This window comes from Shewanella sp. 10N.286.54.B9 (assembly GCF_041468565.1).
Taxonomy (GTDB): domain Bacteria; phylum Pseudomonadota; class Gammaproteobacteria; order Enterobacterales; family Shewanellaceae; genus Shewanella.
In genome coordinates, this window is the sequence record NZ_JBFRIY010000028.1 from 101,253 (window position 1) to 124,838 (window position 23,586).

General features: G+C 37.6%; 20 protein-coding genes. 1 reads left to right on the forward strand and 19 read right to left on the reverse strand.

Translation table 11 applies throughout. The features are described 5' to 3' along the window. Positions 1 to 71: 71 nt before the first annotated feature. The 19 genes from AB4135_RS10555 to rfaH all read right to left on the reverse strand — a co-directional run bounded on the left by AB4135_RS10555 (position 72) and on the right by rfaH (position 21,401). Positions 72 to 1,172: a glycosyltransferase family 4 protein gene (locus AB4135_RS10555; RefSeq protein ID WP_371992665.1), complete on the reverse strand. Its 1,101-nt coding sequence runs from the start codon at positions 1,170 to 1,172 to the stop codon at positions 72 to 74. Positions 1,173 to 1,174: 2 nt separating this feature from the next. Further along, positions 1,175 to 2,002 (reverse strand): glycosyltransferase, encoded by an 828-nt coding sequence (locus AB4135_RS10560; RefSeq protein ID WP_371992667.1) that lies wholly within the window; start codon positions 2,000 to 2,002, stop codon positions 1,175 to 1,177. 43 nt (positions 2,003 to 2,045) lie between these two features. Continuing rightward, on the reverse strand, positions 2,046 to 3,188 hold the full coding sequence (locus AB4135_RS10565) for a hypothetical protein (RefSeq protein WP_371992669.1): 1,143 nt from the start codon (positions 3,186 to 3,188) through the stop codon (positions 2,046 to 2,048). Positions 3,189 to 3,305: 117 nt separating this feature from the next. Further along, a complete protein-coding gene (locus AB4135_RS10570; protein ID WP_371992670.1) occupies positions 3,306 to 4,718 on the reverse strand; it encodes a hypothetical protein in 1,413 nt (470 codons plus the stop codon). 222 nt (positions 4,719 to 4,940) lie between these two features. Then, positions 4,941 to 6,368, reverse strand: coding sequence for a lipopolysaccharide biosynthesis protein (locus tag AB4135_RS10575; protein WP_371992671.1), 1,428 nt, complete (start codon positions 6,366 to 6,368; stop codon positions 4,941 to 4,943). Further along, complete coding sequence (locus tag AB4135_RS10580) at positions 6,361 to 7,701, reverse strand: CDP-glycerol glycerophosphotransferase family protein (protein ID WP_371992673.1); 1,341 nt, start codon at positions 7,699 to 7,701, stop codon at positions 6,361 to 6,363. Before AB4135_RS10580 ends, AB4135_RS10575 begins: the two co-directional genes overlap by 8 nt. Further along, entirely contained in the window at positions 7,694 to 8,122 is a 429-nt protein-coding gene (locus AB4135_RS10585; protein ID WP_371992675.1) for an adenylyltransferase/cytidyltransferase family protein, read from the reverse strand. Before AB4135_RS10585 ends, AB4135_RS10580 begins: the two co-directional genes overlap by 8 nt. Continuing rightward, positions 8,119 to 9,636: an asparagine synthetase B gene (locus AB4135_RS10590; RefSeq protein WP_371992677.1), complete on the reverse strand. Its 1,518-nt coding sequence runs from the start codon at positions 9,634 to 9,636 to the stop codon at positions 8,119 to 8,121. The genes AB4135_RS10585 and AB4135_RS10590 overlap by 4 nt, the downstream gene beginning before the upstream one ends. A 148-nt stretch (positions 9,637 to 9,784) precedes the next feature. Continuing rightward, the gene (locus tag AB4135_RS10595; protein ID WP_371992678.1) at positions 9,785 to 10,882 is read right to left on the reverse strand and encodes a DegT/DnrJ/EryC1/StrS family aminotransferase; all 1,098 of its coding nucleotides are present in this window, start codon (positions 10,880 to 10,882) and stop codon (positions 9,785 to 9,787) included. Continuing rightward, complete coding sequence (locus tag AB4135_RS10600; RefSeq protein WP_371992680.1) at positions 10,879 to 11,328, reverse strand: acyltransferase; 450 nt, start codon at positions 11,326 to 11,328, stop codon at positions 10,879 to 10,881. The genes AB4135_RS10595 and AB4135_RS10600 overlap by 4 nt, the downstream gene beginning before the upstream one ends. Next, the gene (locus tag AB4135_RS10605) at positions 11,318 to 11,722 is read right to left on the reverse strand and encodes an FdtA/QdtA family cupin domain-containing protein (protein WP_371992682.1); all 405 of its coding nucleotides are present in this window, start codon (positions 11,720 to 11,722) and stop codon (positions 11,318 to 11,320) included. Before AB4135_RS10605 ends, AB4135_RS10600 begins: the two co-directional genes overlap by 11 nt. Then, on the reverse strand, positions 11,712 to 12,266 hold the full coding sequence (gene rfbC / locus AB4135_RS10610) for a dTDP-4-dehydrorhamnose 3,5-epimerase (protein ID WP_371992684.1): 555 nt from the start codon (positions 12,264 to 12,266) through the stop codon (positions 11,712 to 11,714). Before rfbC ends, AB4135_RS10605 begins: the two co-directional genes overlap by 11 nt. 4 nt (positions 12,267 to 12,270) lie before the next feature. Further along, a complete protein-coding gene (gene rfbD / locus AB4135_RS10615) occupies positions 12,271 to 13,152 on the reverse strand; it encodes a dTDP-4-dehydrorhamnose reductase (RefSeq protein ID WP_371992686.1) in 882 nt (293 codons plus the stop codon). Further along, entirely contained in the window at positions 13,152 to 14,039 is an 888-nt protein-coding gene (rfbA, locus tag AB4135_RS10620; RefSeq protein WP_371992688.1) for a glucose-1-phosphate thymidylyltransferase RfbA, read from the reverse strand. The genes rfbD and rfbA overlap by 1 nt, the downstream gene beginning before the upstream one ends. Next, positions 14,040 to 15,155, reverse strand: coding sequence for a dTDP-glucose 4,6-dehydratase (gene rfbB / locus AB4135_RS10625; protein WP_371992690.1), 1,116 nt, complete (start codon positions 15,153 to 15,155; stop codon positions 14,040 to 14,042). Between the two features lie 219 nt (positions 15,156 to 15,374). Next, a complete protein-coding gene (locus AB4135_RS10630) occupies positions 15,375 to 16,334 on the reverse strand; it encodes a Wzz/FepE/Etk N-terminal domain-containing protein (RefSeq protein ID WP_371992692.1) in 960 nt (319 codons plus the stop codon). 191 nt (positions 16,335 to 16,525) lie between these two features. Beyond that, entirely contained in the window at positions 16,526 to 16,876 is a 351-nt protein-coding gene (locus AB4135_RS10635; protein WP_371992694.1) for a four helix bundle protein, read from the reverse strand. 187 nt (positions 16,877 to 17,063) lie between these two features. Then, positions 17,064 to 19,838, reverse strand: a complete 2,775-nt coding sequence (locus tag AB4135_RS10640; protein WP_371992696.1) for an SLBB domain-containing protein — start codon at positions 19,836 to 19,838, stop codon at positions 17,064 to 17,066. Positions 19,839 to 20,876: 1,038 nt separating this feature from the next. Then, positions 20,877 to 21,401: a transcription/translation regulatory transformer protein RfaH gene (gene rfaH, locus AB4135_RS10645; RefSeq protein ID WP_371992698.1), complete on the reverse strand. Its 525-nt coding sequence runs from the start codon at positions 21,399 to 21,401 to the stop codon at positions 20,877 to 20,879. Positions 21,402 to 21,829: 428 nt separating this feature from the next. Between rfaH and AB4135_RS10650 the strand changes: the two genes are divergently transcribed. Beyond that, the gene (locus AB4135_RS10650; RefSeq protein ID WP_371992700.1) at positions 21,830 to 23,299 is read left to right on the forward strand and encodes a peptide MFS transporter; all 1,470 of its coding nucleotides are present in this window, start codon (positions 21,830 to 21,832) and stop codon (positions 23,297 to 23,299) included. The last annotated feature ends 287 nt before the right edge of the window (positions 23,300 to 23,586 follow it).

Sequence of the window (23,586 nt, forward strand, 5' to 3'; positions counted from 1 at the left end):
CAAATCTCACCCTAAAAAATTTAACAAACTTAATAAAATTAACAAACCAAAACTGCTCCAGTCTTTTAAACTCATCTCAGAAACCTTGAATAAATTGACATCATCATGTCAACTGAGTAGCTAACCTTAAACTTTCGAGCATCCAACATACAAGACTCAACTGGTTTATTGATAGAAGACGATGTATTAATCAGTAGTTCCAATTTAGAATCAAAGTCATCAGCATCACCTAATTTAAATAATAAGTTACTAGGCGTTTGATTATGTATATCACGGTGTCCCCTAACATCAGATGCTAAGTAAGGTAACCCAGCAGCGAGCCCCTCAACCAAGTTTAAGCCGAACCCTTCTTGGTTACTACATGAGACCAAAGCATCAGCACAGGAATAATAATCTTCAATGTTTGTCACATATCCCGCAAAATGAACCCTTTCATTTACCCTTAACTCTGTACATAAGGACCTTATATCGTTAAGTAGCGGTCCATCCCCTACAAGGAGTAACTTTAGTTTATCCGTTCCTTTAAAATTGGCGACGCAATCTAGGAGAAATCGATGATTCTTCCTACTAATAAACTGTGCTGCATATACCAATACAAAATCATCGTTGTTGAAATTCAGCTTACTACGGTAATTTTTGCGAACCGATTCAACTGGACGAAAGCGGTCAAGATTTACACCAACTCCATTTATTTTAAAAACAGAATCACACTTAAGCTGTTTGTTAGCAAACTGATAATCTTCTTCATTAATTGTCACTAAACAATCTGTGATGTAAGACAAAATATACTCTATTGGAAAATAAGCTACCCACATAAAAATTGAAGAACCGCGAAAAAAGTGAAAGCCGTGGGCAGTGTAAATAACTTTAGTCTTACTTGTAAAAGGTTTTAACAACCGACCGATGACTCCTCCAACCGGAGTATGGCAGTGAATAAGATCATACTTCTCTTCTCGAGCTACCTTAATTAATTTAAACCAGGAAACCAAATTTCCAAATGAAATTGGACTACGTGAAATAGGCATATCATATTGTTTATCGTGATAACCTGTTTCTATTCCTGGTGATGCATTATGAACAATATAACCAGCTTTATGCAAAGCTTCCATATAAGGCGCATTAAATTTTGAAAAACCCGCATGGTTTGAGATAAACAAAACTTTTTTAGACATAACTAACTAAGCCTTCCCATTTTCCTAATAACTGAGTGATAAAGTGCTTTGCTTAATAAAAACAAACGATTAAAGAAAGTTTTAAAAGACTTTGAAAAAACTAGAGAAAAAACTATGTGAGTTACCAACTTAATCATTAAGTAACGTTTACATTTTAAATTATATTTTTTATAAAGCATTATATACAATGCATTTCTGACGATAAAGTAGTCCCTAAAAGGAGATCTAGTTGTGAAATTAGAGAAGATTGATTTTTTTACCGCATCACCTAAAGAATGGTTTAATATAACGTTTTTATTATATCTTATTGAATAGCCTTCACTAATTAAACTCCAGCAAAAATCATTATCAACCCAATCTATAAACAGTTCTCCATCAATAAAACTTGCAACGTCTATTTTTTTTAGAGATACAAACATTCCAGATGAAATTCCATGTGATAACAACTGCCCGTGATAAGGAGTTTCAAGAACCATTTTAGAGCCATTTAAACAATACTGCTTTTCTGGCTCCCCATCATTTTTATTATTGTTAAGCCAGCCAGGACAACCAATCACTATATCGTCATACTCGTTAAAAAGGCTTAACATTTCATATATGTAAGTATCCGGATATTTAGTATCTTGATCACTAATGACGATATATTCATAGTTATTGTTATTTGCATAACTAATAAGTTCCTGATGTGCTTTAGCAATACCATCATTCTGACCAGAACCTAAAACAGCGTCCACCGCATTTGAAATAAGTTCCGGTTCTGGCACTTGTGAATTAAAATATAAAAACACATCAACATCTTGCCCCTTGAAAAAACCAACGATTTCATTCAAGAGGTTAAATTCCGGAACATAACATACAACCCCAACACAAACCTTAGTGTTTCGACAAACCATTTATTACAACCTGTGATTTTGATTTCGAATTGATAATAGCTAATAAAGTAAAAGAAAAAAACACAGCCAAAACAGGGTTAGACAATGCTGTAATCCAAAAAGCAACGATGGGCAACCTCCATTCTCTATTCGTATACCCGGCTGCAGCCCACGCAAAGCACAATACAAGAAAACTAATTAGTCCATATCGTCTAATATATTCCAACTGAGAAAGCTCGACTCCGTCAGTCATTTCCTTAAACCCTGTACTGTAGAAAAAAGTTCCTGCACCCTGTCCTAGTAGTAAATTTTCGTAATTGATAGACAAATTTGATAACGAAAGTAGATGCTCTAACCTAACGTGAAAGCCCATCAAAAAACTTTCTAATGCTATAAACTGGCTAACTAAGTATATGCAGTAAACAGAGATAGATATCAATATAAACTTTAAAAAAACTTTGAACTCGACGAAGTTTATAAAAATATAAAAAAGCAATAAAACTAAAAAGCCTGTTCTTGAAGGAGCAACAAATAGTGCAGCCAAAGCAAGATAAAAAGAAAGTTTAAATTTTGTTATGTAACAGTAGAGACCGAGCGGAACAAGTAGCAAGGTTGCCTTAAAGTAAACCACTGGCAAATATTGCCCTAACAAATTAGATTTAAAATCAAAAAAACCGGCCTCTCTTTTAGCATCTAAAACTGCCGCAAAACTATTAGCAGGTCCGATATCGAAAACTCTACTAAAGAAAAACAACAATATTACCAAGGCAAATATTCTTGTCAATGTCGAAACTACATATTGATATGTATCTCTATTGATATTAATAAGCATTAGTAAAACTGGATATAAAAAAACGGGTAATGTTTGACTCACACCTAACTGAAATATTTGATTTTCAGAACTAGGATAAATAAGACCAGGTAAGACACTAACAAACAACAACATAGCTATTACGAAATGAGCTTTCTTGTTCTTCAAGTTTTGAGATTTTAATGAGTATATAAAAAACATTAAAACTCCAGAAAGCCCTACAAACCTAAGGTTTGACCATCCACCGGTGTCAATAATAATGAACAACAAACATAGAGCTAAAAATATGGAGTTAGATTTAGAGAAAAATTCATTTTTTGATATAATAAACATTTTTAAACCAGTAATAAAAAATATTAAGCAATTTCGGCGTACCTTATTACCGACGTATTTTTATGCCTAGATAGTTGATGAGGGTAACGACAAAAAAACAATATAGATAACTTCGACCTACCCTTTAACCAACATGAGCTTAGCCTTAATATAGTGTACTATTTTTCTGCTAAAAGCACCTAGCAAATCAAATTTAAAGAGCAACAATGATATTTTTTCAGATAAAGTGTAGCTATTAATTTTCAAGATATCCTTAAAAACTAAAGAAGTCAGCTTTGCTTTGTTAGATCTAATAAATAATGACATATCGTTTTCATATTGAGTTAAGACAGAAGGAATGTCCTGATAGTTTTGATTAAATCCTTCTTGATAGCGTCTAGCTACATTATCAAACGAATGAACTAATATAACATCACCATAAATTCTAGCTATATCTTCTTTTGTATAAACCTTACTAGATGTCAAATTTTTAACTCTAACTTGATCTAGTGGTGTATAACCATATATCCCACTTTTTAAGGCTATTGGATACAGAGACTTGGTAAACATCTCCACAAAAGCCGTGCCCCCCGTAATAGGAGCCGTATCAATACAAATATCACTATCATTAACAGTTTTTATGTACAATGGATAACTCATTTCGCTATATATTTTCACTCTTTTAGGAAATAGCAGTTTCAGGTGCCACCACCAATAATCAAAATAGCCAACACCAACAATCTTGACAGTATGAGATGTATGTACCCTTAGAAAATCTATAAGTTCTCTTGGTAAACTAATATTTTTCCACGGCTTCATCTTATATGACGCACCCGCCACAAGTATCTTATTTCCTTCTTTCAAAATTAGATCATTTTTGTTAAATGAAACTGGTATCCCCAAAAAACTATTTTCATAATTTTTATCAGAAATCAAACGGTCAATTTCATAGCCTCTGTAAGATATCTGAAAGACACAGTCTGCGGCCGATTTCCCATAAGAAAACAAATGGTCAGCATGATTTATAAAATACACATTTAGATTTGGTGCTATCATCTTTGCTAAATTCAATGCGATCGTAGTCAAAATATCATCTGGATGGATATGTATAACCACACTTTTATACTTAACAACTTTTAAATATATATTTACAAGCCTCTCACACTCATCATCATTGTTTAAGAAGAAAACATTTACAAAGTGCTTATGAAGTCGCTTTATTACCAATGCACTTGCGTCTCGTGAAATTAAAAGATCAGGGGTGACTTCATCCATAGACGCAATATTCTCGCAGAGCCTAGTATGACCACCGCTCAAATATGCTTCACTAATAACATGCAAAACATGGTTTGTTGATATTACATTTTCTTCGATAGCAATATCTTTAACCAGCGAACAAAAGTGTGTTGAAATTTTTGCCTCAAATAAATTAGCGTCATAAATGAGTTCCTTACCACCAGTTACTAAATGGCAGTACAAACGACTCAACCTTAGTTTTTCGTATAAATTATCAGAAGCTAAAGCTCTGTCCAATATTTTTGCTAAATTCATCATTACACCTAAAAAGATAACAATAAGAGTTATAAACAATGATACGTTTACTATAACAAGTACATTGCAATCGATTATTACAAGTATGAATCAACGTAAAAGCTAGCAGTTCGCTTTATAAGTTGCCAATACAGACATGGCAAAGTTTAAAAACCAGAATTAACAATAAATTAAATTTCTACTAGCACAAAATACAAGTAACCAGTTGCTACCACTTTTTACTTATTTACGCTGAATAATATCTTTAATATCTTCTAGTGCTTTTACTTTCAAAATCCAACATGAACCACAATAAATAAACATGCCCAGTACTATTTTTAGCACCAGTTGAAGCCACAGTGAATCCAATTTTATTTGATTGATTACTGCATACATAATTAGCGTAGCCAGTGCAATAGGCAAAATTTGACGTAATTGTGCTATAGCTCCATAGCCAAATAACTTCCCAGGGTAATATGCATTAATAAAAAACGATATAATAACTATAATTAGCTGTGATACTGCAACTGCAACAATGCCATAAGGAGCTGCTATAAATAAAGCGACAATAGTCATTGGTAATTTACATAGATCAGTCTTAAGAAACAAGTCTGATCGCCCTCTCGCATTTAATATATTTAAATTAAGCGAACTGATAGGTGTAATTAATCTTGCAAAAGACAATATGAAAAGTATCGGAATAATTGGAATCCATTTATCACCTAAAAAAATCTTTACAAACTCTTCAGATATAGCAGCAAAACCGACAAATACAGGAAACGTAACCAATGTCACAATGCTCATCACCCTGACATAAACTTTAACTAAACGCTCTTCATCCTGTTGTATAGACGTCATTATCGGATAAGTCACACCTTGCACTACTGAAGACAAAGTACTCGATAATATATTGGTGTAATTGAACCCTTGTTGAAAATATCCTAATTGGAGAGCATTAAAATGACGACCAATTAGAATAGAGTAAAGATTTTGCACTGTTGTAGCTAAAAGACCTGCAATCAGTAAGTTAGAACCAAAAGAAAATAGCTTACTAAACGATTCAGTTGAAAATAGCCATTTTGGCCTCCACCTTGAAAACAGCATTAATAGGAGAGCACTTATCAATGATTTAACTAAATTCATCGCGACAAGAGACCAATAACCATAACCAACATTTATCATATAAATAGTTACTGCTGCACTAATTATCATTGAAGCGCTATTAATTAGCCCTTGACTTTTAAAGTCAACGGCTATCATTAGCTTTGCTCTAGGCACCAGTGCTAAAGCATTAATGATAACTACAATAAATAAAGCACGAGATAAATCGACTAGTTCAGGTTGATGAAAAAAATTGGCTATCGCTGGCGCCAGAACAAAAAGAAGACAATATAACAGAACTGATACCCCAAGATTTACATAGAAAACTGTAGATAAATCAATTTCTGTTACTTTATGACTTTTTTGAACTAAGGCCTGTGAAAATCCACTATCAATTAAAGACTGCGCTATCGCAAGAAAAATAGCAAGCATTGCAATCATGCCAAAATCGGCAGGAGATAATATATTTGATAAATAAATTAGTAATACAAAGTTACCAACTTGATTTATTAATTTATCGAATAAACTCCATATAACTCCTTTTATTGCTACTACTTTTAGATTAGACATTTTTATTTGCTATCAATTCATTTCTAAGATGCTTTAATATTAAGTCTGATGGTACTAAGTCATCTTCAAAAGTCAACAAATGCTCCTTTATAAACTTCGAACGAGCTAATGCACTAGTGTCACTTCCATTTATAACTGTAAGAATAAATGATTCTATTTCGGATTTCTCATAACATATATCATAAACTTTCAAACATAATACCCCAAATGGATTATACGGCAATGCCACTTTCCCATTTGAGAGTAAATATAAACAGGGCTTATTTACGTACAAGTATTCAGCCAAAAATGATCCAGAATCATGGATAATGGCGTCTGACTGGAGAAATAGATCTAAATATTCACCATCCTCTAGTTGGGTGTTCTCTTGCGACTGCCAAAAATCAAAATACTTATCTGTAGCTTCCTTTCCCCAAACATTGTCATTAGCTAATTTGTCTCTAAGCAATGGATGCGGTTTAAATGCAAACTGCACACTTTCACTGAACTCCTCAACAAAATCTAGCATGGCGGCAGAGTACTTTAGGAACGTTGAATAGCCCAAAGAGCAGTTGTCGTCAATCGTATGGTGAGGAGCATATATAATTTTCTTCTTTACTTTCCCTTGTCTTTTCCATACATCATTGACCACTCTATTACTTTCTAAAAGGTACTCGATTCCAGGATAACCTGTAGCTATGACATTAGCTCCTTTACGTTCTGAATATTTTTTAAAAATTTGTTTGTCTAGCGAATTAGTTGTAAATATTTTCCACATCAAATTATGGAATAGCTGATTATATTGAGGTTGATAATCATCATATTTACTTACTTGATGAGAATAAGGTATATATATTGACAATACATCCAAATAATTTTCAGCCTGGAACTCTTTGAATGTTAAATCATGGGGATTTGTAAAAAATATAATATCTGGTTTCAAATCATGCTTAAGATTAATTACCCCCCCATTTTCATCAATAGCTTTTTTTACATTATAACCATTGTCATTAAAATAGGTGAAAGCTTTATTCATGTCACGATTCATAGTGTCTTCACCTGCATTGATATAAGGGCAAATAACTATTATCGGATGAAAGTCTGAATCAGACTCCATTTTCTTATATACTGTTTCCAACTTCCATACTGATTCATGAATAACGAAAAACAAAACTTTCAAGGGTTTTTCATTATTTTTTATTCTTTCCACCGTAAGCTCATCAAGGTTTTTTGACTTCTTAATTAGCGAGTAATATTTAACTGTTTTCCATAATCTAAAAAGCCATTTATAAAACATGTATAATAAAGGCATTTTTTCCTTTAAATATTTATAAGACGGCTTTAATCTAAACATCGGATTCAGCTTCTCTTAACCCAACAAGGGTCTGATTGATTAATGTACTAGAAGTCCCTTTCGTATATGGAAAGTATACAACTTTACAACCAACGTTACTTAGTTCCTTCTCATGCTCTTTCCATTTTGGTGTATCATACCAATCGTCACCGACAAATAGGTAACTTGCATGGTTTTTAAGTGCAGCAGCGGCTTTGTCCATATTGTTCTGAGGAATAGCTACATCGACATACTTACAAGCTCTAACAACTTCAATTCTCTCATGGTAAGGAATTACTGATTGTTTACCTTTGTACGAAACTAATTCGTCAATAGTCACACCAACAACTAACTTATCACACATTGCTTTTGCATTTCTTAAAAGATTAACGTGCCCTACGTGGAATAAATCATAAACGCCACTTGTATAACCTATAATCATTTTAATACCTCTAAATTATTTTCAAACCATAAGTCATATGAAGACAAATTATTTGGATTTGGGAAAACTTTGGTAAGGTCAACTGGAAAACCAACTTTTTTCTCAAAAGCGAATTGTTGGCCTTTATACTTTGCTATAAGATTTCTTAAGGTTAACTTTCCTAGAATGTCTCCCATCAAATCATCTTCACATTGCTTTATTGCCACCTGAAAAACATGGTGATTGGCGATGGGCTCTCTTCCCTCAATGCCTGCAGCCATTAACGCAAAATCTAATCTTCTAAAAAGTATAGGCATATGGTAACGAATGAAAAACCATCTTACCATCTCGAAAGTTGATTTTAGCCTGTTGTTTTCGAAAAGTAATTCAAAGCGTTTATATAGAATGGAATTTATTTTAGGTGGCTTATAGCAATACAGTTGTAGAAATTCACCTAAATTAAACTCTTTAGTAATAGCAGCCCATTTAAATATTCTATCGTACCCACCAAAAAACTCATCGGCTCCTTCACCGGATAGTAAAACTTTAATTCCATCATCAGCTGCTACTTTTGAAATCCTATACAATAAGACCTCATTTGGTACAGACATTGGTTCGCCACGTAAATTGAGTAAATATTGAAAACTTTCCAAGTATTCATGCGGTTTACAATCAACTATAGTTAAATTATTAATTGATTCAGTTTTCAAATACTCAATATCATCATCACCTTCAAAACCAATAGAATAATACTTTTCAAAGGTACCAAGTTCTTTAATTATATTGCTATCAACGCCTCGACTTAACAATAAGCCAACTGGCGCGTCAGACACCATCCGGGTTTCTATACCTTTTTTTAATTGTATTTCTAATTCACTGTTGGAATAAGAAGTGTAATTTCCTTGTAGAAATTCTATACAATTAAAATATGTACCATCAACGTAACAGCACCCTGGATCCACGCTATTAACACCTTCAAAGAAAGAGCCTGAAAAAATTGTGGCACGCGTAGCATAATACTCTTCAATGGATTCATCTTTTACCGATAGGTTAAACAAACGTTTAAAAACACTAGGCTCTGAAGAGAAGCTAATTGTATCACCATCCTGATAATAAAAAAGTGGCTTTACGCCAAACCTGTCCCTGCAAGCATGCTTCAATTCACCATGAGAATCGACATAAACAAATGCAAAAAAACCATCTAACTCACTCGGCACAAAAAACTTATTCACGATTAAATCACTAAGTAATTGAGTATCGCTAAAGTATTCTTTATTGAAATACTTAATACCGAGTTCTTTGTAATTTAATACCTCACCATTAAAAACAAGCATACCTCCATCGCAATCAATAACAGGTTGATTAACGCCAGAATTAATGTCAATAATAGAAAGTCGTGAGTGATACGCTTTCCAAGTATCCTTTACCACAAGTCCAGAGGAACAATCAGGACCTCTAAACCTTAGGCTATCTTCAATTATTGCTAACGAACCTTTATCTATTGAAGGGTTATTACTTATAAAAATACCACACATAATTATCTCATTAACGTTAGCAAAAGGAAAAGGAAGGGTTTACCATAGGGAAAACGGGTAACTATAAAACGGCTAGCACAATATCCTACACATTTATTATGGGTGCCTACAACCGCTTTATTAAAGCAACGCATTACTAAATAATGCATTAATAGTCATTTAAAGTTTTAATTATAAAATTTATATCTTCTATATTTACTATTGGGTTAATTGGAATACTTAATACTTGACTATGAACCTTTTCAGTTATTGGAAATGACATGTCCTTCCACTCTTTATAGGCATCCTGCTTATGAGGTGGAATGGGGTAATGGACCATTATAGGCACTCCATTTTCAGTTAAATACTGAACCAACTTCTCTCGCTGAGCCGTTTTAATGACAAAAAGATGCCATACATGTGAATGCACATCCCCAGCAAGAGGCAAATCAATTAGAGGGTTAGTTATGCCACCTAAGTAAGCTTTTGCGATTTTTTGTCGAGCTTTTGTTTCAATATCCAAATATCGTAACTTCACGCGCAACATAGCTGCTTGCATCTCATCTAAACGGCTATTAGTACCTTTGTACTTATTTTTGTATTTCTCATGTGAACCGTAGTTACGCAGTGCAGTTAACACTTCTTTAAGCTCATCATCATTAGTAGTTACAGCTCCTGCATCACCTAATGCACCGAGGTTTTTTCCTGGATAAAAACTAAATGCACCTGCGTCGCCCCATGAACCGCACTTTCTACCATTTATCATTGCACCATGCGATTGAGCACAATCCTCTAATACAAGTAAGTTGTTTTCCTTTGCTATTTGCATAATCTCAACCATTGGTGAGACTTGACCGTAAAGGTGCACTGGTAAAATAACCTTGGTTTTAGATGTTAATGCAGCTTTGATGCCCTCCGGTGTTAGATTAAAAGTATCTATGTCTGGCTCAACTAATACTGGTTTCAATTTATTTTCTGTAATCGCTAATATAGAAGCAATATAGGTATTTGCTTGCACAATGACCTCATCACCCTCTTTTAGTTTTCCTAATTCTAACCAAGCACGCAAAGTTAGAGTAAGTGCATCTAAACCATTCGCAACACCAATACTACTTTTAGTCCCACAAAAACGAGCAAACTCTAATTCAAACGCCTGTAGTTCACTTCCCATAATGTACCAACCGGAGTCGATAACTCTTGAACAAGCTTCTTTTAGCTCGTCTGAATATTGATTATTAACGCTTTTTAAATCGAGAAATTGGATCATTTATTTATCTCTTTTGCTGGATTGCCTACTACAGTGCTAAATGACTTGACATCTTTCGTCACCACTGATCCAGCTCCAACCATTGAACCTTCACCAATAGTAATACCTGGTAGAATTGTGGCATTTGCACCTATAGATGCGCCCTTTTTAATGTAGGTCTTTAGGAAGAGATCTGGATATTCTTTTGAGCGCGGTTTTTCATCATTTGTAAAAGTAACATTGGGTCCAATAAATACTTTATCTTCTATTGTTATTCCATCCCAAACCTGTACGCCACTTTTGATGGTTACATCATCGCCAATCACTACTTCGTTCTCAATTAGACAGTGCGAGCAAATATTGCAATTTGAACCTATTACCGCCGAAGGTAAAATGACGCAAAATTGCCAAACATTAGTATTTACACCAATATTAATTGATTGAACATCTGTTAATTTATGAATCATTCTCTACCATGCCCATAAACTCGTCATAGTTACGAATATAATCGTTTTCGTCATACACCGAATCAGCTAACACCATCAACACACAGTCTTTACTAAAATCAAACATTTCGCGCCAAACAAATGATTCGATATAGAGGCCCTGAGCAGGGTTATCTAATAGCAACTCTATTTTCTCTGTACCATCATCCAGCAAGAAACGGCAAGATCCTTTTAGCACGATAGCTAATTGTTTTAATTGTTTATGAGCGTGGAACCCACGTCTTACGTCTTCCTTTGTGGAAAATAAATAATAAACGCGTTTTATATCAAACGGAATGTTTTTATTCTGCTCTAGACTAACCAGTGAGCCTCTATCGTCTCCGTGACTTTGAAATTGTATAAATTTAATATTCATTACAATCCTTTAACTCTTTAAATGATATTGCATCCATATCTTTTTGAGACAATATCGGTGACTCTTCAAGTGGCCATTCAATACCTATATCTTCATCGTTCCATTTAACTGAAACTTCTGAGTTAGGATCATAGTAATTGGTACATTTATATACAAATTCAGCTTCATCACTTATGACAAGAAAGCCATGAATAAACCCTTCTGGCACCCAAAGTTGACGTTTGTTCTCTGCCGAAAGATATTCCCCTACCCATTGACCGAAAGTAGGTGAGTTTTTACGAATATCAACAGCGACATCAAATACCTCTCCAGAAACTACGCGAACTAACTTTCCTTGAGTATTTTCTGTTTGGTAATGTAAGCCGCGCAAAATCCCTTTTTTAGACCTTGAATGGTTATCTTGTACAAATTGCGTCGGCTTGCCCGTAACGAGTTCCTCAAATTGCTTTTGATTCCAAGTCTCCATAAAGAAACCTCGTTCGTCTCCAAACACACTTGGTTCTATAACTTTTACGCCAGGAATACGAGTAGTAATAACTTTCATGTTCTTATCCTGTATATGCTTGAATATTATTTAGTGCCGTCTTCCAATCACTTGCTTCAATTGAAAATACATTGGTAATTTTTTCAGTCCTTAAACGAGAGTTACAAGGGCGCTTTGCTGGTGTTGGGTACTGTCCAGTAGTAATGCTAGTAAGGGTTGGTTTTTTGTTAATTATATCTTTCTCGAGTGCCTCTTCAAAAATAGTCTCTGCAAACTCATACCAGCTTACATGAGGTAAACCCGAGAAATGATATAATCCATATTCAAAAATACAGCCTTCTTCAATTCGATTAGCAATTTTGATTAACACATTAGCAATATCACCGGCATAAGTTGGTCCACCAAACTGATCTCCAACAATATTCAATGCATCACGAGCCGCACCGATGCGCAGCATAGTTTTTACAAAGTTACTGCCATTTTCACCAAAGACCCAAGCTGTTCGAAGAATGATATGTTTATCACACGCTTCTGCTACAGCAATTTCACCCGCCAACTTACTTGCGCCATAAACTCCTTGCGGATTTGTCCTATCAGTTTCTGCATACTCACCAACTTTATTACCTTCAAACACATAGTCTGTTGATATATGGAGTATTGCAGCCTTCACGTTTTGCGCTGCTTGTGCTAAATATTTCGGTCCATCGCGGTTAATGGCATAAGAAAGCCCTATTTCCTCTTCTGCTTTATCAACTGCGGTATACGCTGCAGCATTAATAATGATCGTAGGCTGAAACTCGGTAACAGCAGCATTAACGGCTTCTTGACTAGTAATATCAAGGTTATCTCTATCAAGCGCTAATACTTCAGTATTAGGGTTCTTAGCTAATTGCTCTTTAAGGCTACAGCCAACTTGTCCATTACACCCTGTAACTAATACTCGCATTAACTTACAGCCTTTCTCTGATTTTCATTTACTAAACGATCCAAATACTGACCGTATTCATTCTTCATCATTGGCTTAGCAAGTGTTAGCACCTGCTCTTCACTCAACCAACCATTACGCCATGCAATTTCTTCAAGACAGGCAACCTTCAGGCCTTGAACATTCTCAATGGTTTGAACAAAAGAAGAGGCTTCATGAAGGCTTTCATGAGTTCCTGTATCTAACCAAGCGAAGCCACGACCTAATAACTCGACGTTTAATGAGCCATCATTAAGATACATTTCATTCAAAGTGGTAATTTCAAGTTCACCACGATCCGAAGGTTGAACTCGCTTAGCCATTTCAACAACTCGATTATCGTAGAAATAAAGACCTGTAACTGCATAGTTAGATTTTGGAAAGTCAGGTTTCTCTTCAATCGATAAAGCTTTCATGTCTTCATCGAACTCAACCACACCGAAACGCTCAGGGTCTTTCACTTGGTAGCCAAAAACAGTTGCTCCGTATTTACGTGAAGCAGCATTTTTTAATGTGTTTGAAAAAGATTGACCATAGAAAATATTATCCCCAAGCACCAAACAAACGCTATCATCACTAATAAACTCTTCACCAATGATAAACGCTTGTGCTAAACCATCTGGACTTGGTTGAATAGCGTACTCAAGGTTTATACCAAAATCAGATCCGTCCCCCAATAAACGTTGAAAGCCCGCATTATCTTCAGGGGTTGTTATGATTAATATATCTTTGATACCAGCCAGCATTAAAGTGGAGATGGGATAAAAAACCATTGGCTTATCATAAATAGGGAGAAGTTGCTTTGACACACCTCTAGTCAATGGGTATAAACGAGTTCCACTGCCACCGGCCAATACAATACCTTTCATTTACGCTTCTCCCTTCGTAACCAGTGACTCTACACCTAGACGCTCTCGCTGATAACTGCCATCTTGTACGTGTTGACACCACTCTTGATTACTCAAATACCATTCGACAGCCTTTTTAAGACCAGTTTCAAATGTTTCTACAGGTGTCCAACCGAGCTCAAGCTGCATTTTACTTGAATCAATCGCATAGCGTCTGTCATGGCCAGGTCTATCGGTTACATAAGTTATTTGCTCTTTGTAGAGAGTTTTCTTTGGAACTAAAGAGTCTAAAATTTCACAAATAGTCTGGACAACTTCTAAGTTTTGCTTTTCGTTATGACCGCCGATATTGTACGTTTCGCCAACAATCCCCTCAGTCACCACTTTATAAAGTGCCCTTGCGTGGTCTTCTACATATAACCAATCGCGAATTTGATCGCCTTTGCCGTAAATAGGTAGAGGCTTTCCCTCTAATGCATTTAAAATAACCAGTGGAATCAGTTTTTCGGGAAAGTGGTAAGGGCCATAATTATTTGAACAGTTGGTTACTATCGTTGGTAATCCATAAGTTCTTAACCAAGCACGAACTAAATGATCTGAACTTGCCTTAGATGCAGAGTAAGGGCTAGATGGCTCGTATGATGTTGTTTCGGTAAATAACGGTAACTCTTTATCCGCTGAAGACTCTTTTCCACCTTCAATATCGTCAGGATGCGGTAAATCACCATAGACTTCATCGGTAGATATATGATGGAAACGAAATGCTTTCTTAGCATTTTCAGATAATGTGTTCCAATATGCTCGTGTCGCTTCAAGAAGCGTATATGTGCCTACGATATTTGTCTGTATGAAATCAGCAGGCCCCGTGATAGAACGATCAACATGTGACTCAGCGGCTAAATGCATTACGACGTCAGGTCTACAATTTGTGAAAACTCTGTCTAATTCAACACGGTCACAAATATCAACTTGTTCAAAAACATAGCGTTCACTAGAATCAATACTTGCTAACGACTCTAGATTACCCGCGTAGGTTAATTTATCGACATTGATTACACTATCTTGTGTATTATTGATGACATGACGTACTACTGCTGAGCCAATAAAACCAGCTCCGCCTGTGACTAAGATTTTCATTTTTATATTTCCAAGATGTATTACTTGCCTAAGAACAAGTTCAATTTAGACATTGTAAATTGAATAACCACACTATCCAACCTCAGCTTGGAGAATCAAGCTGAGACACTTTTAATCCACTTAAAGACAGTCAATATGCCGCAGACCCATGTAAGATTTGGCTTTCACTGTTTTTCTGCTCTTTATTTCATATAAAGCAGCCTATAAAAACTATGTCGACTAATTGTCCTTTCTGACAAAATGTCGTATTAAAACAATCATAACTGCTAAAATGCCGCCAAGCATAGTACCTAATACGCAAATCAACGCACGCTTAGGGCCTGCTTTTTCTTCAGGAACTAAAGCTGGATCAATCGTTTTAAATACATATTCGTCGCGTACTTCAGCAAACATGATAGTTTTGGTTTGCTCTTCAATAAGCTGGTAAAGGATTGTACGAATGTCAGCTACGTTGGTTTTAGCTATTTGAGTTTCCAAAAACTCACTACTGCGATTAGCTTCTGTAACATCTCGCTCTTTCATAACTTTGTTAATATCTTCGATGAGCCAACTTACCCATTGTTGCGCTATTGCAGGTGATAAGTGCTCAACTGATACAGTGACCATTCCTGTATCTTTAGCCGAACTTACTGATACAGCCTTAATAAACTCTTTATATGCTTCTTGCATAGAAGGCTCAGGTTTGAAAGGAGCTTTAACTTCACGCACCCATTTATTTGAATCCGCATCATATAACTCAGTATCGTATGTTAACGAATTATCGACTTGATTCCATCTTTCTACCGCCATTAAATCCGGTAGTATCTTGTGCTTTTTAATATATTGGCTAGCAAATTGACGAGACCTCATCACCTCAATGGCCATTTGTGATGAATCAACGCTACCACCACCGAGGTTAATTCCAGCCATACTCGCTAGACCACCAAACTGACCAGCTAAAGCACTTAAGCCGCCGCCTTGCTCTTCACTTGCTGGTGCTAATAGCGCTTCGGACTTATAAGTATTCGGTTGCGATAATGCAAATATTACAGAACCAATAGCAAAAACAGCTGTGATGGCGATGATTAGCCATTTTTCTTGCCAAATGACGGAGAAGAGTTCGCGGAGGTCGATTTCGTCGTCCTGTGCTGTTTGAGGGAACTGTTGATCCTGTGTATATTTATTTATTTCATTCGACATTTAAAACTTATCTCATTATTTAAGTTTTTGAATACGGTTGGCGGAACGCTCTCAAGCTCTCTTACAGAACGCTTCGCTTACGGAAAAAGATATTAAGTTAAGAAGTGAACGGTCTTCGACCTACGGAACGCTTTGCTTACCGTGGACAGAACGTTCGCAGGCTCTCTTACGGTAAAAGCATCAAACAAAGACTATTGATTACGGGCTTTTATGCTTTTAATCAATCCAGCAAGCATCGCTGAGATTCTTTCAGCTTTTACTAAAAGCTCATCCACGAATTTAGTTTCTAGATAGCCTATATCTTTACCTATCATCGCCTGTGTCATAACTTCGGCTAGCGATGCTTTGGCAATATACAAAAACTGCACTTGCTCTTTTGCACCTTGACGTTCAATTCCCTCTGCTATGTTTGAAGGAACAGAGAGGCCTGAACGGGTTATTTGATCTTTGAAGCCCCAATCTCGCAGTCCTTTTGTTTCTAAATAGATAGAACATGAGATTTGATAGCTAAGTTGCCAGACTTCTAACGTTTGAAATTTCATAACCATCCTTGGTTTTTAGAAGGAACGCTACGCTTACGGATAAAGCCTTTGAGAACGCTAAAGCTTACGGTTGACGGAACGTTCGCAAGCTCACTGACTGAACACTTCGTTTACAGAAAGAGCGATTCTGCTGTTATCCGTAAGGACGCAGTCCGTTCCGTAGCCGCTAGCGGCGTTCGCCTTAGCTTTATAAGTTTGCGACTGTAGCGAATGCGACTGCTGTGTTGTATATGATGCTGGTGACTTGGGTCCAGAGTGTTAGGTTGTCTTTGTACTCTGTATCAAGTGGCACAATAATCGTATCGCCTGGTTGTAAGCTTGACTCACTGCTAAACCACATTGAGCGGTTAGGCAACATCACCGAACCATCGGCTTTAATGATATAAGTTCTATCATCATCAGCACGCTCTCGTGCGCCACCTGACATTGCTAGGTATTGGTCCACAGTTTGACCATCTTTGAATCTATGCGTTGCAGCATGTTGTACTTCGCCCATTACAGCAATGGTTTGCTTAGTTGACGGGATGTACAATACATCTTTATCCTCTAACTGAAGATCTGCTTGACTGATACCAACTGAAATTGCTGAGAGATCAACCACTAATCGACCTACGGCTTCGATAGTCTCCAGATCAGTAAGCATCATCTGAGCATCGCTATAATTTACAACGTTGCCGTCTTTCGATACACCACGCGTTGCAATATCACGACGAAGTTGGTCAGCAAGCTTTTTAATCTCTAGCTGTTCTTGTTGACGCACAGATTCCCGCACAAAAACGGTTGAAGGTAAGTATGCATATTCGGTAAAGCCACCCGCTCGAGTAAGCACGTCGCCCAGTGTCTCTCCACGACGAATATTATAAGTGCCCGGAAACTTCACTTCACCACGAATTTCAACTGACTTATTTTCTTGCCAATCAGGCGTAGTCATCACAGTTAGAATATCGCGACCTTTAAGCAACAGGTTCTGTGAAATATCACCTTGCAGAGCGACATCTAATGCGATGTTTTTGTGACTAATTGAAGAGCCATCGATAGTTGTATGTGTACTGGTTAGTTCTGCGCGAGTTGTGTAAGCCCCTTCTTCAAGGCCACCTGCCGCAATCACTAGATCTTGTACTCGCGCATTTACTGCCAGAGGGTAAATGCCCGGGTTATTAACCTTACCATTAACCGCAACAGCTTGAACGCCAGTCCCCGCACGTCCTTGACTGTTTAATTTCATGATTACCGGGTAAAGTAGTTCACCGCGGTTCATCACACTGCTTAACTTTATCAAATCTCTGTCTTCAAAAAGGTTTACCAACATTTTGTTGACTTCACCTTTTATTGCCGTGCTTTCATCTTCTTCAGCTTTACTGTTAATAGCAACGCCGCCAAGTTCTGCTCGGTCAGCGAATTTCTGTTGATTTAATTGAGAGAAACCAGCCTTAAACAGATCGTTACCGATAAGTGAGTCGCCAGCCAATGACTGCACCTTCTCTACTCGCTCTTTAACTAGTTTATTCAGCTCATAACGATTTTGCGCCATATCGCTAAAGTTAAAGAAGATAACTTTGTCTCTTGCTTTAAGGGTTAGGTTTTGAGAAGCAACTTTGCCGTTAATCGCTTTAGATGGTGAGAACTGATAAACCTGAATATCACCTTGCTTATTTACCTCTCTAACAATGACTGCATATTCTAAATCTGCAGAAACCGTTAAATCACCCCAAATCGAGGGAACAAGATCGCTAACTTTTTGTCCTTCAAACCATTGGTATTTTCCAGGTCTAACAACCGCACCAACCACGGTGAGTGCATCTTCGTATTGTGAAGTCGCATTTTTGACTCGAATCACATCACCAGCAAGCGCTTTAGTGCGTTTTCCGGCATCAGATGTAAGGTCGACATTAACAATGGTTCTAAGGCTATTTTTGTTAAAGCGCTCTACACTACTGCGCTTTGGATAAGCACCGGGTTTAACGCCAGCCGCCATTTCGATGACCTGCGCCATGGTTTCGTGTTTCTTAAGCTCATAAATGGCAGGACGTCTGACTTCGCCAGTCACACTCACTAAACCGCCAACTGATGGGATAAATACCACATCACCAGAGCGTAGACGAATATCACCCGATGCGTCACCTCGCAGTAAAAGGTCATACAAGTCCATTGCACCAACTAACTTACCATTGCGCTTCACTTGAATATTACGTAGTGAACCAATCTCATTGACACCACCAGCAACAAATAATGCTTGAGTGATTGTCGAAAGACTTGAAACCGTATATGACCCTGGCTTATAAGCATCACCAGCGACAAAAATACGGATAGAGCGAAGCTCGCCCATGGTGATATTGGACTCGATACCAATCATCTGCTTTTTAATGCGTTGTGACAATGATGATCTCAACTCGCTAAAACTTAGCCCTGATACATTAATCGGTCCAAGCTCTGGAAACTGAATGACACCTTCGCGGTTGATGACTAAGTCATATTCTTTGTTATCTTTGCCATAAAGCTGAACCTTAATGTTATCTCCAGGACCAACTAGGTACTCACTCGGAACAGGCACGTCAGATACGGGCGCAAAAGTAGTAGGCTCGCCAGCAAACAGATCATAACCAAATCGCTGCAGTTCGGTTTTAGCCGCGTCTTCTTCAAAAGTAAGTTCTTTCTCTTTATTAGCGGTATTTGAGAAGTTCGGATTTTGGCTAGAGTTTGGAATCAAGTTTCCGTTACGATCATATTCACCACGAGAGTTAACCACTTGTGGGTTTTCTAACTGCTGTTGTGAGCCACTACTACCACCTAACATTGATGGATCAATACCATATTGTTTAGCTAAACGCTGCTGCTCTGACGCTGGTAAGTTTTTAAACTGCTCGATCATTTGTGGAGATGGCATGGCAGCTTGAGCATGACTGCTTAATAGCAGCAAAGCGGTTGCGCCAGCCAGGATGAATTTTTTAGTCTTGTTAAGCACCAGTGATCTCCGAAAAATTAAAAGCAGGCAAAAAGCCGGGTGAAAGCAGAGACGAATGACCTACGCCAGGTGATCTAGTCGCTGCGAAACGCTTCGCTTATGGTAAAGCAAAGACAATAAAATCTTGGACGAACAAACTATGGCCTTACGGCACAAAAGTTCCGTAGTACGGAACACTTCGCTTGCTAGAAAACTAGCAAAGCAAATTGACAGCATAAATGCTGACCTACTTAAAATGAGCAGATTGACGGCATAAATACCGACCTACTTAAAAATGAGCAAATTGACAGCATAAATGCTGACCTACTTAAATGAGCAAATCGACGGCATAAATGACGACCAACTTAAAATGAGCAAATTGACGGCATAAATGACGACCAACTTTGTAAGAGGCAGCAGACAAACTAACTAATCACTAGGTATTTCTTAGCGTTCAGACACGCTACCGCCCATGGATTACGGCTTCCAAATTGCCCTTCCGCTTGGCGGAAATTCACTATATCTGATAGTAGCAATAGCTATTTAATGACTAAAATTAAGAGCAAGTCCCATGAACGGGCACTTCATTAACAATAAAAAAACAACTTGTTATTTGGCATTCCAAATTAATCTTAAGCGCGAGATTATACATCAGCAAAGTGGTCAGAACAGTAACTCTGTTATATTCTCTTGCCAAATGCTTAAAAAAAAATCATTACGTTACTTTTATGACGTTCGTCAAAAACCCTTAACGCCATATCGCAATTGTTTCGTCACTAGTGAATAAGTAAAAATCCAACAAAGGCTTCGATTTGTATCAAGTGAATTGGCAAGCTTAAGCTTACCGACATGGAAAAACCTTAACAAAATTATTACGTTGTGATGACTATCAATTATACACCTGCATTTACAGCAGTGATTTAACATAAAGCAGAACATGTCTGACTTACGCCAATTGCCAGCAGAACCAAAGGAAAAAACACTAGGTTTGACAACCTGAGCTGAAACTATGGCGAATGTCTTACATGTAAAATGGGGTTTAGACTACACCTATAAATCTCAGCCAGCGAGCTTAACGGCAGTACGTTCTACAGAAACCCGCTGTTGTTTGCCCATTATATCGAATAGTACATAACAGCGCTTCTCGCCATTCTTCTCTTGAAAGATCCCTTCTAGTTCAGCAAATGGTCCTTCAACGAATTTAACTTTATCTCCGGATTGCACGGGGGAAACTCGCTCTTCTTTGGTGCTCGTTTCCGGCAACAGTTCACTTATCCACTTATGCTCACGTGCTTTAATAGCATCGATCACACCTTCATCTATTGGCGTCATTAACTCTTTACAACCTACGATACGGATAACTCCACGCGTATTGTGTACGCGAGAAACACTGGTGACTTGAGGGTCAAAATGAATAAAAAGATAACTTGGGAATAGAGATACACGTCGAACAGTAACCTTGCCGTTATGCTTCTTTTCTTCGGGGTATGTTGGAATATAGGTTTCAATCTCTTGAAGAGCCAAGTTTTGTTGAGCCCGAGCTTCGCCACGGGGCTTACAATATAACAAATACCAAGCTTTCATTAAAATTAACTCCAATCATCAAAAATAGTGACGTCCTTTCACGGCATTGCATTTTACCAAAAAAACAAACGAGGAACCAATGCAAATTTAAATCGTTCTCCATGCTTGGCTGGCAATTATACAGATGATGAAGCGCTTAACTTTATAGTGCTCATTTAGTCAGCAATCGCTCCCTTAAAATTGACTTAAGCCACCTTAAAAGGGTATATAAGGTAGGCTTTATCGCATTTGGCGCTATTTTTAGCTTCAAATAATAAAAATTAGAATATAAGCCCATAACAGAGCGACCAAAGCCGCTACATATACACATTAAAAATAACATTTTAATGTGTATATTCGGCAGATTTGGTACGTGACAACTTATAAAAATATATTTCTGTGGTGTTTATTGACTCACAGGCAATCACAAGCTGAAGGTGGAAGAACAAATGAGCGGAGTAAAACCCCAGGGGACGATGCTTGGGCATCCGAAGGGATTGTTCCTGTTGTTTACAACAGAGCTATGGGAACGGTTTAGTTATTATGCAATGCGCGCCATCTTGGTGTTATATCTTGTAGATAAAGTACAAACGGAAGGTGGGCATGGTTTAGGCTGGACTCAGGGTGACGCAATATCGCTCTACGGTACCTTTACAGGTCTTGTTTATTTAACCCCGCTTATTGGTGGCTGGTTAGCTGATGCATACCTTGGTCAACGTAAAGCAATTATGATCGGTGGTGCCTTAATGGCAGCGGGTCAATTCATTCTAGCACTACCACATAGCTGGATCCCTGGTTCTGAAACCATGGTATTTTACATTGGTCTTGGCACGCTAATTGTTGGTAATGGTCTATTTAAGCCAAACATCTCTACCATGGTTGGTGACTTGTATGAAGAGGGTGACCACCGTCGTGACGGCGCGTTCACTATCTTCTATATGGGTATTAACGTTGGTGCATTCCTCTCAGGTATTATCGTAGGTTCAGTGGTTGCAGCTTATGATGGTAACTTCCAAATGGGCTTCCTGTGTGCCGGTATCGGTATGGTACTTTCACTTATCATCCAGTTCATATTCGCGCAAAAACTTTTAGGTGATATTGGACGCTACCCAGCTGCCAAGCTAGAAAAAGAGAAGAATGAAGCGGCTGGTGATGTTCGTAAAGAGCCACTAACAAAAATTGAACGTGACCGTATTAAAGTGATTATGGTTATGGGTCTGTTTACTATTATCTTCTGGGCTGGTTTTGAGCAAGCCGGTGGCTTGATGAACTTGTTCACTAACGACTTTACTGACCGTATGATTGGTGGTTGGGAAGTTCCAACTACTTGGTTCCAGTCGCTTAACGCAATGTTCATTGTAATTTTTGCGCCTGTTATCGCTTCTATCTGGATCCGTTTAGGAAAGAATGAGCCTAACTCTCCGGTGAAGTTTGCTTTAGGTCTTGTGCTTTTAGGTATTGGTTTCCTATTCATGATTGGTGCTGTTTTAGAGATGGGCGGCGACGCTGATGCTAAATCAAGCATGTGGTGGTTAGTAGGTGCATACTTCTTCCATACCATGGGTGAACTTTGTTTATCTCCTATTGGTCTTTCAATGGTTACTAAGTTGGCTCCACTGCGTATCGCATCACTAATGATGGGCGCATGGTTCCTATTCGTTGCTATCGCTAACAAAGTTGGTGGCGTAGTCGGTTCATTTATCGGACATGGCGGCGAGAAAGAGGAGCAACTTGCTAACGCAATGGCAATCTTCGCTGGTATCGCTATCACTTCAGCTATTTCAGGCATCATCCTGTACTTCATGGCAGACAAGCTTGTCGATTGGATGCACGGCGCTGAAGGCCATGCAGAAACTGAAGAAGAAGCGCTTGAGCAAGAGATTGCTGTTACTGCAGAGCATGAAGGGATAAAGCCGTAAAGCTATAATGGAATACATCCGAACAAGCTAAGGCATTAAGCCGAAAATGCTGAGACGGAAGTATCCGAAATAGCTTAGAATGAAGCCAGAAGATTTTTCTTCTGGCTTTTTTATTGGCAAGCAAAGATACTTTAAAGCCAAGAGAGATTAATACCAATCAGTATAAGAAGTTGATCTACTCAGAGCGTTTTTGGCACGCTAATTCAAGGCGGATAAATGACATAATGGTTGTTCCCTTATGAGTTTATTCAACGCAGAAGTAGCAAACCAAAAACACTCCTTCAGGC

Bases quoted from the DNA above. Each gene is read 5' to 3' on its own strand.
- rfbA (WP_371992688.1), bottom strand. From the start codon at position 14,039: ATGAAAGGTATTGTATTGGCCGGTGGCAGTGGAACTCGTTTATACCCA.
- AB4135_RS10650 (WP_371992700.1), top strand. From the start codon at position 21,830: ATGAGCGGAGTAAAACCCCAGGGGACGATGCTTGGGCATCCGAAGGGA.
- AB4135_RS10570 (WP_371992670.1), bottom strand. From the start codon at position 4,718: ATGAATTTAGCAAAAATATTGGACAGAGCTTTAGCTTCTGATAATTTA.
- AB4135_RS10555 (WP_371992665.1), bottom strand. From the start codon at position 1,172: ATGTCTAAAAAAGTTTTGTTTATCTCAAACCATGCGGGTTTTTCAAAA.
- AB4135_RS10575 (WP_371992671.1), bottom strand. From the start codon at position 6,368: ATGTCTAATCTAAAAGTAGTAGCAATAAAAGGAGTTATATGGAGTTTA.
- rfbD (WP_371992686.1), bottom strand. From the start codon at position 13,152: ATGCGAGTATTAGTTACAGGGTGTAATGGACAAGTTGGCTGTAGCCTT.
- rfbB (WP_371992690.1), bottom strand. From the start codon at position 15,155: ATGAAAATCTTAGTCACAGGCGGAGCTGGTTTTATTGGCTCAGCAGTA.
- AB4135_RS10595 (WP_371992678.1), bottom strand. From the start codon at position 10,882: ATGATCCAATTTCTCGATTTAAAAAGCGTTAATAATCAATATTCAGAC.
- AB4135_RS10590 (WP_371992677.1), bottom strand. From the start codon at position 9,636: ATGTGTGGTATTTTTATAAGTAATAACCCTTCAATAGATAAAGGTTCG.
- AB4135_RS10605 (WP_371992682.1), bottom strand. From the start codon at position 11,722: ATGAATATTAAATTTATACAATTTCAAAGTCACGGAGACGATAGAGGC.
- AB4135_RS10635 (WP_371992694.1), bottom strand. From the start codon at position 16,876: ATGAAATTTCAAACGTTAGAAGTCTGGCAACTTAGCTATCAAATCTCA.
- AB4135_RS10600 (WP_371992680.1), bottom strand. From the start codon at position 11,328: ATGATTCATAAATTAACAGATGTTCAATCAATTAATATTGGTGTAAAT.
- AB4135_RS10585 (WP_371992675.1), bottom strand. From the start codon at position 8,122: ATGATTATAGGTTATACAAGTGGCGTTTATGATTTATTCCACGTAGGG.
- rfaH (WP_371992698.1), bottom strand. From the start codon at position 21,401: ATGAAAGCTTGGTATTTGTTATATTGTAAGCCCCGTGGCGAAGCTCGG.
- AB4135_RS10565 (WP_371992669.1), bottom strand. From the start codon at position 3,188: ATGTTTATTATATCAAAAAATGAATTTTTCTCTAAATCTAACTCCATA.
- rfbC (WP_371992684.1), bottom strand. From the start codon at position 12,266: ATGAAAGTTATTACTACTCGTATTCCTGGCGTAAAAGTTATAGAACCA.
- AB4135_RS10630 (WP_371992692.1), bottom strand. From the start codon at position 16,334: ATGTCGAATGAAATAAATAAATATACACAGGATCAACAGTTCCCTCAA.
- AB4135_RS10580 (WP_371992673.1), bottom strand. From the start codon at position 7,701: ATGTTTAGATTAAAGCCGTCTTATAAATATTTAAAGGAAAAAATGCCT.